The organism is Dechloromonas sp. CZR5 (genome assembly GCF_008711155.1).
GTDB lineage: Bacteria > Pseudomonadota > Gammaproteobacteria > Burkholderiales > Rhodocyclaceae > Azonexus.
In genome coordinates, this window is sequence record NZ_VUYQ01000001.1 from 102,534 (window position 1) to 116,095 (window position 13,562).

Genomic DNA, 13,562 nt, shown 5'->3' on the forward strand with positions numbered 1-13,562 from the left:
CTTAGTTGGCGGCCTGGGCCGGCTCCTTCTTGGCTTCTTCGCTGTCCGCGGCGAAGCCGGTTTCGTTCGGATCGTAACGCACTTCGGCGACTTCGAGCGGCTCCCTCGGCAAGCAAATGCTGAGAAGGCCGACGCCGAAGATGCTGGAGTCGGAGTAGAAGATCACTGTGCCCTGTCCCTTGAAATGCTGCTTCGTGCGCGCCTTGTCTGTACCGAAAAAGAACGGGATGAGATGCTTTCCGGTGCAGTAGGCATGTTGTGAAGTCGGCTTGCCGAGGATCGCTGCCGCATCGGCATACTTCATTCCGGGCTCGACTTTGGCGAAGGGGCTGTCGGCCGACGGTGTCGCGGCGATGACGGCTTGCTCGCCTTCGGCGTATTGTTTTTCGTCGGCGGCCAGGGTGGGCAGGGTCGGCGAGAGACAAAGGGCTGCAACGGTGAGGCGGGCGAAACGTGTTTGCATCTTGATCTTCTGCTCGCGTGTAGTGACTTGGCTCTCTCCGGCTTGAAACAACTCGCCCCGCAACAGCGGGGCGAGGGGTACAGCTTATGGGTCTTACTTGGCGGCCATCCAGGCGCGGGCGGCGTCGAGCATGCGGCAGGAGTAGCCCCACTCGTTGTCGTACCAGGCCAGGACCTTGACCAGCACGGAACCGTCTTCACCCTTGATGACGCGGGTCTGGGTGGCGTCGAAGGTGGAGGAGACGGTGGTGTGGTTGAAGTCGGACGATACCAGCGGCTCGTTGTTGACGTCGAGGATACCCTTCAACGGGCCGTTGGCAGCAGCGGTCATCAAGGCGTTGATTTCTTCCTTGGTGGTGGCGCGCTCGGCAGTGAAGGTCAGGTCGACCAGCGAGACGTTGATGGTCGGCACGCGCAGGGCGAAACCGTCGACCTTGCCAACCAGTTGCGGCAGCACCAGGCCGACAGCCTTGGCGGCACCGGTCTTGGTCGGGATGATGTTGGCAGCAGCGGCGCGGGCGCGGCGCAGGTCCTTGTGGCGGACGTCAACGGTCACCTGGTCGTTGGTGTAGGCGTGGATGGTGGTCATCAGGCCTTGCTTGATACCGATGGCGTCGGACAGGATCTTGGCGACCGGGGCCAGGCAGTTGGTGGTGCAGGAAGCGTTGGAGACGACGGTCATGTCGGCCTTCAGGGCGCCTTCGTTAACACCCATGACGATGGTGGTGTCGACGTCGTCGCCGCCCGGGGCGGAGATCAGCACGCGCTTGGCGCCTTGCTCGAGCAGGGCGGCTGCCTTGGCCTTGGTGGTGTAGGCACCGGTACATTCGAGCAGCAGGTCGACGCCGTGCTTGGACCAGTCGATGTCCTTCGGGTTCTTGGTCGAATAGAACGGAATCTTTTTGCCGTCGATGATGATGCAGTTCTCGCCTTCGGTTTCCACGGAGGTGCGGAAGCGGCCGTGCGTGGTGTCGTACTTCAGCAGGTGGGCGTTGGTGGTCAGGTCACCGGAGGCGTTGATCGCCACGACCTCGAACTCGTTCTGCAGGCCCTGCTCGTAGATGGCGCGCAGCGTGCAGCGACCGATACGACCGAAACCGTTGATTGCAACCTTGATAGCCATGTGTTTTTCCTCTCTGCGTTAAGTATCAAATCAGGACAACAGCGCCTTCGCCGTAGAAACGACGTTGGCGACGGTGAAACCGAACATGTCGAACAGCTGGTTGGCCGGGGCGGACTCGCCGAAGCGGTCGATGCCGATCACGGCGCCATGCAGGCCGACGTACTTGCGCCAGAAGTCCGGGTGAGCGGCTTCGATGGCGATGCGCTTCTTGCAGCCGCCGAGCACGGAGGCCTTGTATTCGGCACTCTGGCGGTCGAAAACGTTGGAGCAGGGCATCGAGACGACGCGGGTCTTGATGCCTTCACCGGCCAGTGCGGCCTGAGCGTCGAGTGCCAGCTTGATTTCGGAGCCGGTGGCGATGAAGGTGATCTGCGCTTCGCCATCGGCTTCGGACAGCACGTAGCCGCCCTTGGCGATGTCGGCGTCGCTTGCCTTCTGGGTGACGGTCGGCAGGTTCTGACGCGACAGGGCGAGGATGCTCGGACCATCGGTGCGCTCGACCGCAGCGGTCCAGGCGATGGCTGTTTCGGTCGCATCGGCCGGGCGCCAGACGTCGAGGTTCGGGATGATGCGCATCGACGGAATGTGCTCGACCGGCTGGTGCGTCGGACCGTCTTCGCCCAGACCGATGGAGTCATGGGTATAGACCATGATCTGGCGCTGCTTCATCAGCGCGGCCATGCGGATGGCGTTGCGGGCGTAGTCGGAGAAGACCAGGAAGGTCGCAGTGTAGGGAATCAGGCCGCCGTGCAACGCGATGCCGTTGGCGATGGCGGTCATGCCAAATTCGCGTACGCCGTAGTAGCAGTAGTTGCCGCCTTCGGTGCGGGTGACGCCCTTGCTGCCCTTGACGAAGGTCAGGTTGGAACCGGCCAGGTCGGCCGAGCCGCCGAAGATTTCCGGCACGGCCGGGACCAGCGCGGCGATGGCGTTTTGCGAAGCCTTGCGCGAGGCGATGTTCTCGGCCTTCTCGCGGCAGCTGGCGATGTAGGCGGCCTTGGTGGCTTCCCAGCTGGCAGGCAGTTCGGCCTTCATCACGCGGCGCTCGAACTCGGCTGCTTCGGCCGGGAAGGTGGCGCGGTAGGCGGCGAAGCGCTTGTCCCAGTTTTCCTGGAAGACGGCACCGGCCGGTTTGCGATTCCAGGCGGCGTAAACGTCGGCCGGGATTTCGAAAGCCGGGTGATTCCAGCCGATGTATTCGCGGGCCGCGGCGATTTCGTCCTTGCCGAGCGGTGCACCGTGGCAGTCGTGCGAACCCTGCTTGTTCGGCGAACCAGCACCGATCGTGGTCTTGCAGCAGATCAGGCTCGGCTTGTCGCCGACGGCCTTGGCGGCGAGCAGGGCTTTTTCGATGGCGTCGGCGTCATGACCGTCAACAGCCGGAATGACGTGCCAGCCGTAGGACTCGAAACGTTTCGGGATGTCTTCGGTGAACCAGCCTTCGACATGGCCGTCGATCGAAATGCCGTTGTCGTCCCAGAAAGCGATCAGCTTGCCCAAGCCAAGGGTGCCGGCCAGCGAGCAGGCTTCGTGCGAAACGCCTTCCATCAGGCAGCCATCGCCCATGAAGACGAAGGTGTTGTGATTGACGATCTCGTGGCCCGGCTTGTTGAACTCGGCGGCCAGCACCCTTTCGGCCAGCGCGAAGCCGACGGCGTTGGTGATGCCCTGGCCGAGCGGGCCGGTGGTGGTCTCGACGCCCGGGGTGTAGCCGTATTCCGGGTGGCCCGGCGTCCTGGCGTGCAGCTGGCGGAAGTTCTTGATGTCGTCGATCGAGACGTCATAGCCGCTCAGGTGCAGCAGCGAGTAGATCAGCATCGAGCCGTGGCCGTTCGACAGCACGAAGCGGTCGCGGTCGGCCCACTGCGGGTTGGCCGGGTTGTGGCGCAGGTGACGTCGCCAGAGGACTTCGGCGATCTCGGCCATGCCCATCGGGGCGCCCGGGTGTCCGGAATTCGCCTGCTGGACGGCGTCCATGGCGAGGGCGCGGATGGCGCCAGTCAAGGGTGAAAACTTGGGAGTGTTGCTGACGCTCATGTTCCGGAAATCCAGCCTGCTGAAAAGCCTAAATTATCCGGGAAAACCCTTTTTTTGGGTAGGGCGCGAGGCCAATAAGGCAGGCTTTTCGGGCCTGCTTTCGATCAGATTTGCTGAATCCTGGGATCAGTACCAATCGTCGTCAGGACGGCATGATCATGGTATGGATGTTGGCCGTTACGCTGCACCCGGTTTTCGGGCGGCCGGGTGCAGCGGATGAGCGCTTACCGGTAACCAGTATCCTTGTCGCTGTGGATGATCCAGGTCAGGTAGAAGTCCGTGCCGAAGCCCGCATTCTGCGAGAAGATCAGCCGGCCCTTGCCCTTGTAGGCCATTTCCCAACGCGCCCGGTCACTGCCGAAATAGAACGGAATCCAGGCCTTGCCGGTGATGTAGGCGCCCTGGTCGGTCGGCGGCCCGGCTGCGTCCATGGCTTGCTGGCGCGACATGCCGATGCGCAGCTTGGTGAAGGTGGTGCCGCCAGCCGGAACGCCGGTGATTTCGCCGTCCCATTCACGTTCCCCCTTGACCATCGTGCCTTGGCCGGACTGGACCTGACTGATGTCGGTCACCGGCTTGTTGGCGGAAATGTCGTAGGGGCCGTGCATCAGCCGGCCGCTGCGCGCGGCGGGTGTGGCCGCTGCCGGGGCAGGGGCGGCCGCCGCGGCCGGCTTGGCCGGCTCGCAGTCGACCGGCTTTTCGGCAGTCTTGTTCTTGGCGTTCTTGGCGCTCTTGGACTTGTCCGTCTTTTTCTTGGCCTTGGGGTCTTCCGGCGGACATTCGGGCTTGGCCGGCGCCGGGGCGGAGGCCTGCTGTTGCGTTGCTGCTGCGGGTGCCGGCGCCGCGGCGGCTTCTTCGGACTTGGGCTCGTTGCTCTTGCAGCCGGCAACCAATGCGCCGGCGGCGAAGATGAGCGCGAGGGTGGTTTTGTTCATCGCGGTCGTCCTATGACGTTGGGGAAGGCGTGAATGTAGCAGTTCAGGCGGTGTGATAGCCAGTGACCCGGTCGACTTCGTTTTTCGAGCCGAGGATGACCGGCACGCGCTGGTGCAGGCTGTCGGGCTGGATGTCGAGGATGCGCCGGCGGCCGGTGGTTGCCGCGCCGCCCGCCTGCTCGACCAGGAAAGCCATCGGGTTGGCTTCGTACATCAGGCGCAGCTTGCCGCCCTTGTCCTTGAGCTTGCTGTCCATCGGGTACATGAAGATGCCGCCGCGGGTCATGATGCGATGCACGTCGGCGACCATGGAGGCGACCCAGCGCATGTTGTAGTCCTTGCTGAGCGGCCCCTCCTTGCCCGCCTGCATTTCGGCGACGTAGCGCTGGACCGGCGCTTCCCAGAAGCGCTGGTTCGACATGTTGATGGCGAATTCCTTGGTGTCGGCCGGAATCTGCACGTTTTCCTGGGTCAGGATGAACTGGCCCTGCTCGCGGTCCAGCGTGAACACGACGACGCCGTCGCCGACGGTCAGCACGAGCAGCGTGGTCGGGCCATAGACGGCGTAACCGGCGGCAACCTGGGTCGTGCCGGGCTGCAGGAAGGCCTGTTCGGCCGCTTCCGGGGTGCTCAGGTCGGCGCCGTCCGGGCATTTCAGCACCGAGAAGATGGTGCCGATGGAAACGTTGACGTCGATGTTGGACGAGCCGTCGAGCGGGTCGAAGGTGAGCAGGTATTCGCCCTTGGGGAAACGATGGGGAACGAGGTGCGGCAGGTCCATTTCCTCGGAGGCCATGGCGGCGAGGTGGCCGCCCCATTCGTTGGCGTCGAGCAGGATGTCGTTGGACAGTACGTCGAGCTTCTTCTGCGCCTCGCCCTGCACATTGTCGCTGCCGGCTTCGCCGAGCACGCCGCCGAGACCGCCCTTGCCGATGGCGATGGAGATGGCCTGGCAGGCGCGGGAAACGATGTCGATCAGCAGCTTCAGATCGCCGGTGATGACACCCTTGTTGCGTTGCTCTTCGGTGAGATAGCGCGCCAGCGTGCGTTGCTGTGCCATGAAAACTCCTGCGTCCGTGACAAAGGCGCGATTTTACTCCGGGACGTGGCTGGCGTGCAGGAAGGCGAAAGCCGCAGCGGCGTTCAGCGGCCGGCTGAGCAGGTAGCCCTGGACTTCGTCGCAGCCGTTGGTGCGCAGCAGGTCGAGCTGGTCATCGGTTTCGACGCCTTCGGCGATGACCTTGAGGCCGAGCGAGTGGGCCAGCGCAATGGTGCCGAAGGCGATGGCGCGGTCGTTGAGGTCGTGCTCGATGTCGGCGACGAAGGAGCGGTCGATTTTCAGGTGGTCGATGGGAAACAGCTTGAGGTAGGCGAGCGACGAGTAGCCGGTGCCGAAATCGTCGATGGCCAGCGTAACGCCCATGCGGCCGAGGCGTTCGAGAATCTGCGTGGCTTCCTGCGGATTTTCCATCACCGAGCTTTCCGTGATTTCCAGCTCAAGGAGTTCCGGCGGCAGCTGCGAGGTGGTCAATGCGTTGGCCACCGTTTCGCAGAAATCGCGGCGCCGCAGCTGGCGGGCCGAGACGTTGACCGCGACGCGCATGGGGCGCAGCCCGGCGTTGATCCAGCGGGCCATTTCGCGGCAGGCGGTATTGAGAACCCAGTCGCCGATGTCGTTGATCAGGCCGGTCTCCTCGGCGACCGGAATGAAACGGGCCGGAGAGATCAGGCCTTCGCTGGGGTGGTGCCAGCGTACCAGCGCCTCGACGCCGATCGGTGTCCGGTCGGCGGCGTTGAACTGCGGTTGGTAGTCTAGATTCAGTTCGTTGCGGGCGATGGCGTGGCGCAACTTGCGCTCGATATGCAGGCGTTCCGCGGCGGAGTGGTTCATTTCCGCCGCGAAGAACTGGTAATTATTCCGGCCGGCCGCCTTGGCGTGGTACATCGCGGTGTCGGCGTTCTTCAGGATAATGTCGGCGTCGGGGCCGTCGTCGGGGAAGATGCTGATGCCGATCGACGGGCTGGTGTGCAGCTCGTGGTCGTTCGTTTCGATGGGGATGGACAGCGCGGCGGTGACCTTGCTGGCGATGCTGGCGGCATCGGCCGGCGAACTGATGGCCGGCAGGATGATGACGAATTCGTCGCCGCCGATGCGGGCGACGAAATCGGTTTCGCGGACCAGCCGGGACAGCCGGCTGGCGACCTCGCGCAGCAGCTCGTCGCCGACTTGGTGGCCCAGGGTGTCGTTGATGATCTTGAAGCGATCCAGGTCGAGGAACATCATCGCCACCTTCCATTGGTGGCGACGGGCATCGGGCAGTATCTGGGCCAGCCGCATGAGCAGGGCCAGCCGGTTGGGCAGGCCGGTCAGGGGGTCGGTCTGGGCGATGTGGCGCATGCGGTCTTCGGCCTGCTTGCGCTCGGTGATGTCGGCCAGAATCCAGACGTAGTGCGCGGGCATGCCGCTTTGCGGATCGTCGACCCGGTTGACGCGCGTGCCGACCGGCAGCGTCGAACCGTTCTTGTGATTGACCGTGAGTTCCCCGCTCCACGAACCGCGCTGGGCCAGTTGCACCTGCAGTTCGTCGGCGTTCTGGCCCGGATCGAGGTTGAGCAGGCCGAAGACGGTCTGGCCGAGCAGCTCGAACGTTTCGTAGTCGGTCATCTGGGTGGTGGCCGGATTGATCGACAGGATACGATGGGCATCGTCGGTGAAGATGATGCCGGCGGGCGTATGGCTGTAAACCTTCTGGGCCAGCTGCTCCCGTTCGGCGCTGTGGCGGCGCTCGGTGATGTCGGTATAGACCGTCACGAAGCCGCCTTCGGGAAGCGGCACGCCGCGCACCTCGAGGATTTTCCCGTTGGGCCGGGTGCGTTCGAAGTGATGGGAGGCTGGTGTCAGGGCACGCTTCATCAGCGACTGGACGATCGTTTCCTCGTCGCCCGGACCGTACTCGCCACGCCGGGCGTTGAAACGGAACATTTCCTCGATGGGCGTTCCCGGCTGGGTCAGCGCCGGCGGGAAATCGAGGAGGCGCTGGAATTCGGTGTTGCAGAGCTCGAGGTGGGTGTCGGCGCTGAACAGGCTGACGGCGCTGGGAATGCTCTCGATAATCGTGTGCAGTTGGGAATGCTGCTTGCCAAGGGCGGTTTCGGCAGCCTTGCGCTCGGTGATGTCGGTGTAGGTGGTGATGAAACCGACCAGCTGGTCGCCCATGTAGAGCGGCTCGCCCTGGACTAGGTGGGTGGTGCCGTTCGGGCGGGTGCGTTCGAAACAATGCGCCTCGAATTTCCTGGCCAATGCGGTAATCCGTTCGACGTGCGCTTCGGCATCGCCGGGACCGTATTCTCCGCGGTGGGCGGGAATGCGGATCAGGTCCGAGAACAGGGCGCCTTCGAATACCGTTTCGGCGGGCAGGCCCAGTACCTTGAGCAGCCCGTCGTTCCAGATGCGCAGGCGCAGACTTTCGTCGAACACGCTGATGCCTTGCTGCATGTTCGACACGACGGCTTGCAGGTAGGCCAGTTGGCGCTGAATGTCGCCTGGGGGAAGCGGTGGGGCGTCCTGGGAAATCAATGGGATCAATGAGTCGGTTGATTCATGCCAAATGATAGCGCAGTCCCACGGGGGTTATGGCAAAAATGCTGATTTTTTTAATTGCGGCAGATGCTAGCAGTCGCGCCATTTGATCGAGCAGCCGATGGAGGCCGCCTGTTCTAGCGGTCCCTGCCCACTGCGGGCAATCCCGACCATGGCCGCAAACAGCTCGCGGGGCGCGTCGGCCGGTGCCGGTTCGCGTCCCGAGGCATCGAGCCGGCCACGATATTGCAAGGTCATTCCGGCGTCGTAGCCGAAGAAGTCGGGCGTGCACACGGCGCCAAAGGCGCGGGCGACCGTCTGGCTTTCGTCGTAGAGGTAGGGGAACGGAAAGGCCAACTGCTCGGCCCACTGTCGCATCTTGTCCGGCGCATCGTCCGGGTAGGCCTCGACATCGTTGCTCATGACGGCGACGCAGCCGATGCCGTGTTCCGCCAGCTCCCGGCAATCGCGGATCAGGCGGTCGATGATCGCCTTGACGTAAGGGCAGTGGTTGCAGATGAACATGACCAGCAGGCCTCGGGGGCCGCGGCAACTGGCCAGCGTATGACGTTGGCCATCGACGCCGGGCAGGTCGAAGGCGGGGGCGGGTTGGCCGAAATCGCACACCGGTGGGTTCAGGGCGACCATGATGCTCCACTCCAAAAGGCATTTCGCCCATAATAGCACCGATGAATTTGCCACGTTTTTACTGCCGAGAAGCCTTGTCGCCGGGGGCGCATGTCGAACTGCCCGAACCGGTGGCGCGCCACGCCGTGCGTGTGCTGCGTCTGCCGCCGGGTGCCCGGATGATCCTGTTCGATGGCCGGGGCGGTCAGTACCCGGCGCTCATCGAGCGGATCGAGCGCGATCGTGTCTATGCCGAACTGTCTGCCTGGGAGGATGCGGAGTGCGAGTCGCCGCTGTCGATTACCCTGGTCCAGGCCCTGCAGGCCGGCGACAAGATGGATTTCACCATCCAGAAGGCGGTCGAGCTGGGAGTGCGCGACATTGTTCCGGTGGAGAGCCGGCGCAGCGTACTGCGTCTGGCCGGAGAGCGGGCAGCCAAGCGCGTGGCGCACTGGCAGGGCGTGGTGGCTTCGGCCTGCGAACAGTGCGGGCGCAATCAGGTACCGCTGGTGGCGCCGGTGGAAAAACTGGAAAGCTGGCTGGCCAGGCCGGCAAACGGCGCCTTGCGCCTGATGCTCGATCCGGAGGCGGAAACCAGTTTCGCGTCGATTCGGCCGGAAGGGGCGGTGCAGTTGCTGATCGGCTCCGAGGGGGGGCTTGATCCGCAGGAAATGGTCGCCGCCAGGCAGGCCGGCTTCCGCGCCGTGCGCATGGGGCCGCGCGTGCTGCGGACGGAAACGGCTGGCTTGGCCGCTTTGGCGGTGATGCAGGCCTTGTGGGGTGATTTCAGGGAGGGGTAAATCATGTTTGAATCGGCAGAACTGGGCCACAAGGTCGACAAGAAAACCTTCAAGACCGAAGTCCCGAAGCTGCGTGCCGAACTGCTCGATGTCCAGTACGACATGCTGCAGAACAAGGAATTCCCGGTCGTCATCCTGATCTCCGGGGTCGACGGCAGCGGCAAGGGCGAGACCATCAACCTGCTGTATTCGTGGATGGATCCTCGCCACATTTCGACGCTGGCGTTTTCGGCGCCGAGCGACGAGGAGTCGTCGCGGCCTACCATGTGGCGCTACTGGCGCGCCCTGCCGCCCAAGGGCAAGGTCGGCATCTTTGCCGGTTCCTGGTATTCGCAGCCGATCACCGACCGCATCAACGGGGAAATGCGCCGCTCGGAACTCGACGGGCGTCTGGACGACATCAACCGCTTCGAAACCATGCTGGTCAACGAGGGAGCGCTGGTCCTCAAGTTCTGGTTCCATCTGTCCAAGGAAGGGCAGAAGACCCGTTTGAAGGCGCTGGAGAAAGACCCGCGCACGGCCTGGCGGGTGACCAAGGAAAGCTACGACCGCCTGAAAACCTACAACCGGCTGCAGCAGGTGGCCGGGCATGTGCTGCGGGTGACCAATACGGCGCATGCGCCGTGGATCATCGTCGAGGGAACCGACGACGAATACCGCTCGCTGACGGTAGGGCGCATCGTTCTCGAGGCCATGAAGCGCCGCCTGAACCAGGAAGGCCTGCAGCGCGTGCCGGTCGCTCCGCCCATCGTGCATCCGATCGACGAAAAGAACGTGCTCAGCGAACTCGATCTGACGCAGACGCTCGCCAAGCAAACCTACGAGACGCAACTGGCCAAATACCAGGCACGCCTGTCGGAACTGGTGCGCGACCCGCGCTTCGTCGGCCGGCGTTCGCTGGTGCTGGTTTTCGAAGGCTCGGATGCGGCGGGCAAGGGCGGCAGCATCCGTCGCGTTGCGGCGTCGATGGATGCCCGGCAATACCAGATCGTACCGATTGCCGCCCCGACCGAGGAAGAACGGGCGCAGCCTTATCTCTGGCGCTTCTGGCGCCACATGCCGCGCACCGGCAGGGCGGCGATCTTCGATCGTTCATGGTACGGCCGCGTGCTGGTCGAGCGGGTCGAGGGTTTCTGCAGCGAAGCGGACTGGTTGCGTGCCTACGCGGAGATCAACGATTTCGAACATCAGCTGTCCGATGCAGGCGCGGTGGTGATCAAGTTCTGGCTGCAGATCAGCGCCGACGAGCAGTTGCGCCGTTTCAAGGAGCGCCAGGCCACCGAGTTCAAGCGTTTCAAGATCACCGACGAGGACTGGCGCAACCGCGACAAGTGGGACGAGTACGTGTCGGCCGTGTGCGACATGGTTGACCGGACGTCAACCGGCTTGGCGCCCTGGACGTTGGTTGAGGCCAACGACAAGAACTTTGCCCGGGTTAAAGTGCTGAAAACCATTTGCGAGCGTCTGGAAGCAGCGCTCAAGGACGACGACGGGAAAACCACCGAAAAATGAGCGATACCCCTTACGACGAGCATTTCGTCTCCTGGTTCCGGGCGGTCACGCCCTACATCAATGCCTTTCGCGGCAAGACCTTCGTCATTGCCTTCGGCGGCAAGGCCGTCGAAAGCGAGTTCGCCAAGACTCTGGCCTACGACGTCAACCTCCTGGTCAGTCTGGGTATCCGCCTGGTGCTGGTGCATGGCGCGCGACCGCAGATCGAGGAAGAGTTGCGCGAAAAGAACCTGGAATCGATCTACCATCGCGGCTACCGGGTGACCGATGCGGCAGCGCTCGATTGCGTGCTCGATGCGGTGGGCAGCGTTTACCTCGAAATCGAGGCCATGCTGTCGCAGGGTCTGCCCAATACGCCGATGGCCAACAGCCGCATCCGCGTCATCGGTGGCAACTTCATCACCGGCCAGCCGATCGGCGTGCTCGACGGCATCGACATGCAGTACGCCGGCAAGGTGCGCAAGGTCGATAGCGAGGGCATCAACGCCCAGCTCGGCCTGGGCAACATCGTGCTCCTCAACTGCGAGGGACCGTCGCCGACCGGCGAAATCTTCAACCTGCAGATGGAGGAGGCCGCCGAAGCGGTGGCGACGGCCATCAAGGCCGACAAGCTGGTCTATCTGACCGACAGCCACGGCGTCACCGACAAGGATGGCGAGCTGCTGGACGCGATGACCGCCGACGAGGCCTCCCAATTGCTGCGCGATGCCGAATGGCTGAGCGCCGACATCCGCCGTTACCTGCCCTGCGCGGTGCGTGCCAGCCGGGCCAGTGTCGGCCGGGTGCACCTGATCAGCTTCGAGCAGGACGGCGCCTTGTTGCGCGAGCTGTTTACCCACGACGGCGTCGGCACCGTGGTTACCCGGGAGTCGCTGGAAAACATCCGCGAGGCGAAGCCGGACGATATCGCCGCGCTGATCGCGCTGATCGAGCCGATGGAAGAGGAAGGCATCCTCGTGCATCGGCCGCGCGAACTGCTCGAGCGCGAAATCGACCATTTCTCGATCATGCTGCACGACGGCATCATCGTCGGCTGCGCCGCGCTCTATTCGCATTCCGAGGAAGAGGCGGAGCTGGCCTGCCTGGCTGTCAGCCACGAGCATCGCGAGTGGGGTTACGGCGAGCAGTTGATGAAGCGCATCGAAAAACGCGCCCGCAAGGCCGGCGTCAAGCGGCTGTTCGTCCTGACCACGCGTACCGAGCACTGGTTCGTCGAGCGTGGCTTCAAGCTTGGTTCGGTCGACGACCTGCCCGCTGCCAAACGGGATATGTACAACTATCAGCGGAGGTCCAAGGTCCTGTTCAAGACCTTATAATCCTCCCCGTTAACCCCACGGAGTTTCACATGGCACGTACCGTCAATTGCGTCAAACTTGGCCGCGAGGCCGAAGGTCTCGATTTTCCGCCGTATCCCGGCGCGCTGGGTCAGCGCATCTTCGAGAATGTCTCGAAGGAAGCCTGGCAGCAGTGGATCAAGCTGCAGACCATGATCATCAACGAAAACCGCCTCAACCTGGTTGATGCCAAGCATCGCAAGTACTTGGCCGAGCAGGTGGAGAAGCACTTCTTCGGCGAAGGCGCCGACCAGGTTCAGGGTTACGTCGCCCCGAAGGCCTGATCCCGGCTGGCAGAAAGAAAAAACCCGCTGCGGCGGGTTTTCGTCTTTCTGGCGCGGCCTCCGCATGATCATCCCCCGGCTTGGCAAGGGGCTCGACCAGGCCCAATAATGCCTGCATGACCGCAAAGACTGCACTACCCGAAATCTATGTCAGCACCGATGTCGAAACCGACGGCCCGGTGGCCGGGCGACATTCCATGCTGAGTATCGGCTCGGCGGCATATGCCCCGGACAAGACCCTGCTCGGGACGTTTTCAGCCAATCTGGAAACGGTGCCCGGCCTGATGGCGGACGAACACACCGCCAAGTGGTGGGCGACGCAGCCGGCGGCGTGGGCGGCCTGCCGGCTGGATCAGGAAGCGCCGGCAGCGGCCATGCGGCGTTATGTGGCCTGGCTGAAGGCGCTGCCGGGACGGCCGGTGTTCGTGGCCTATCCGGCGGCCTTCGATTTTCCCTTCGTCCAGTGGTATCTCGACAGCTATGCCGATGAAAATCCGTTCGGCTATGCAGTCATCGATATCAAGACCTACGCCATGGCCGTGTTGCGCCGGCCTTACCGGGCCTGCGGCAAGCAGGCGATGCCGGCCGACTGGTTCGACCCGGCGCCCCATACCCATGTCGCGCTGGACGATGCGCTGGAACAGGGGGCGCTCTTCTGCAACATGCTGGCGGCCAATCTGGCGCGCCGCTGAAGCGTCGTCAGAACAGCCGGTGCAGCGTGTACAGAATGAACAGCGTGGTCGGCACGGCAAGGGCCAGTGCGAGGATGGCGCTAGTCCGCTTGAGGCCGGCGGCCTGCTCCTCGATGAATTCCTCCATGCCGTCGAACAGTTCGGGAAAGGCAGCGATGTCGTTGCGCTTTTCCATG

13 protein-coding genes are annotated in these 13,562 nt (G+C 63.6%); 5 read left to right on the plus strand and 8 right to left on the minus strand.

Annotation, left to right across the window (positions count from 1 at the left end; translation table 11 throughout):
• Position 1: 1 nt before the first annotated feature.
• The 7 genes from F1002_RS00510 to F1002_RS00540 form a co-directional block, all read right to left on the minus strand.
• A complete protein-coding gene (locus F1002_RS00510; protein ID WP_150427081.1) occupies positions 2–463 on the minus strand; it encodes a hypothetical protein in 462 nt (153 codons plus the stop codon).
• A 93-nt stretch (positions 464–556) separates the two neighbouring features.
• On the minus strand, positions 557–1,585 hold the full coding sequence (gap, locus tag F1002_RS00515; RefSeq protein ID WP_150427082.1) for a type I glyceraldehyde-3-phosphate dehydrogenase: 1,029 nt from the start codon (positions 1,583–1,585) through the stop codon (positions 557–559).
• A gap of 30 nt (positions 1,586–1,615) precedes the next feature.
• Positions 1,616–3,622 (minus strand): transketolase, encoded by a 2,007-nt coding sequence (gene tkt, locus F1002_RS00520; RefSeq protein ID WP_150427083.1) that lies wholly within the window; start codon positions 3,620–3,622, stop codon positions 1,616–1,618.
• Positions 3,623–3,846: 224 nt separating this feature from the next.
• Complete coding sequence (locus tag F1002_RS21115; protein WP_223879401.1) at positions 3,847–4,557, minus strand: hypothetical protein; 711 nt, start codon at positions 4,555–4,557, stop codon at positions 3,847–3,849.
• A 43-nt stretch (positions 4,558–4,600) separates the two neighbouring features.
• Entirely contained in the window at positions 4,601–5,617 is a 1,017-nt protein-coding gene (locus F1002_RS00530) for a class 1 fructose-bisphosphatase (RefSeq protein WP_150427084.1), read from the minus strand.
• Positions 5,618–5,650: 33 nt separating this feature from the next.
• Entirely contained in the window at positions 5,651–8,143 is a 2,493-nt protein-coding gene (locus F1002_RS00535) for an EAL domain-containing protein (protein ID WP_223879402.1), read from the minus strand.
• An 84-nt stretch (positions 8,144–8,227) separates the two neighbouring features.
• On the minus strand, positions 8,228–8,785 hold the full coding sequence (locus F1002_RS00540) for a thioredoxin family protein (RefSeq protein WP_150427085.1): 558 nt from the start codon (positions 8,783–8,785) through the stop codon (positions 8,228–8,230).
• 41 nt (positions 8,786–8,826) lie between these two features.
• On the opposite strand from F1002_RS00540, the gene F1002_RS00545 reads away from it, so the two are divergent.
• From F1002_RS00545 to F1002_RS00565, 5 genes are all read left to right on the plus strand, one after another.
• Positions 8,827–9,564, plus strand: a complete 738-nt coding sequence (locus tag F1002_RS00545) for a 16S rRNA (uracil(1498)-N(3))-methyltransferase (protein ID WP_150427086.1) — start codon at positions 8,827–8,829, stop codon at positions 9,562–9,564.
• 3 nt (positions 9,565–9,567) lie between these two features.
• Positions 9,568–11,076, plus strand: a complete 1,509-nt coding sequence (gene pap, locus F1002_RS00550; protein ID WP_150427087.1) for a polyphosphate:AMP phosphotransferase — start codon at positions 9,568–9,570, stop codon at positions 11,074–11,076.
• Positions 11,073–12,392 carry an amino-acid N-acetyltransferase gene (argA, locus tag F1002_RS00555; RefSeq protein ID WP_150427088.1) on the plus strand — a complete coding sequence of 440 codons (1,320 nt, stop codon included), beginning with the start codon at positions 11,073–11,075 and terminating at the stop codon, positions 12,390–12,392. The genes pap and argA overlap by 4 nt, the downstream gene beginning before the upstream one ends.
• 29 nt (positions 12,393–12,421) lie before the next feature.
• Positions 12,422–12,694, plus strand: coding sequence for an oxidative damage protection protein (locus F1002_RS00560; protein WP_150427089.1), 273 nt, complete (start codon positions 12,422–12,424; stop codon positions 12,692–12,694).
• A 116-nt stretch (positions 12,695–12,810) separates the two neighbouring features.
• Positions 12,811–13,386, plus strand: a complete 576-nt coding sequence (locus F1002_RS00565; protein WP_150427090.1) for a 3'-5' exoribonuclease domain-containing protein — start codon at positions 12,811–12,813, stop codon at positions 13,384–13,386.
• A 7-nt stretch (positions 13,387–13,393) separates the two neighbouring features.
• Here F1002_RS00565 and F1002_RS20900 read toward each other — a convergent pair whose 3' ends face one another.
• The gene (locus tag F1002_RS20900) at positions 13,394–13,561 is read right to left on the minus strand and encodes a hypothetical protein (RefSeq protein ID WP_191090263.1); all 168 of its coding nucleotides are present in this window, start codon (positions 13,559–13,561) and stop codon (positions 13,394–13,396) included.
• Position 13,562 lies beyond the last annotated feature (1 nt).

Bases quoted from the DNA above. Each gene is read 5' to 3' on its own strand.
- F1002_RS00510 (WP_150427081.1), bottom strand. From the start codon at position 463: ATGCAAACACGTTTCGCCCGCCTCACCGTTGCAGCCCTTTGTCTCTCG.
- gap (WP_150427082.1), bottom strand. From the start codon at position 1,585: ATGGCTATCAAGGTTGCAATCAACGGTTTCGGTCGTATCGGTCGCTGC.
- tkt (WP_150427083.1), bottom strand. From the start codon at position 3,622: ATGAGCGTCAGCAACACTCCCAAGTTTTCACCCTTGACTGGCGCCATC.
- F1002_RS21115 (WP_223879401.1), bottom strand. From the start codon at position 4,557: ATGAACAAAACCACCCTCGCGCTCATCTTCGCCGCCGGCGCATTGGTT.
- F1002_RS00530 (WP_150427084.1), bottom strand. From the start codon at position 5,617: ATGGCACAGCAACGCACGCTGGCGCGCTATCTCACCGAAGAGCAACGC.
- F1002_RS00540 (WP_150427085.1), bottom strand. From the start codon at position 8,785: ATGGTCGCCCTGAACCCACCGGTGTGCGATTTCGGCCAACCCGCCCCC.
- F1002_RS00545 (WP_150427086.1), top strand. From the start codon at position 8,827: ATGAATTTGCCACGTTTTTACTGCCGAGAAGCCTTGTCGCCGGGGGCG.
- pap (WP_150427087.1), top strand. From the start codon at position 9,568: ATGTTTGAATCGGCAGAACTGGGCCACAAGGTCGACAAGAAAACCTTC.
- argA (WP_150427088.1), top strand. From the start codon at position 11,073: ATGAGCGATACCCCTTACGACGAGCATTTCGTCTCCTGGTTCCGGGCG.
- F1002_RS00560 (WP_150427089.1), top strand. From the start codon at position 12,422: ATGGCACGTACCGTCAATTGCGTCAAACTTGGCCGCGAGGCCGAAGGT.
- F1002_RS00565 (WP_150427090.1), top strand. From the start codon at position 12,811: ATGACCGCAAAGACTGCACTACCCGAAATCTATGTCAGCACCGATGTC.
- F1002_RS20900 (WP_191090263.1), bottom strand. From the start codon at position 13,561: ATGGAAAAGCGCAACGACATCGCTGCCTTTCCCGAACTGTTCGACGGC.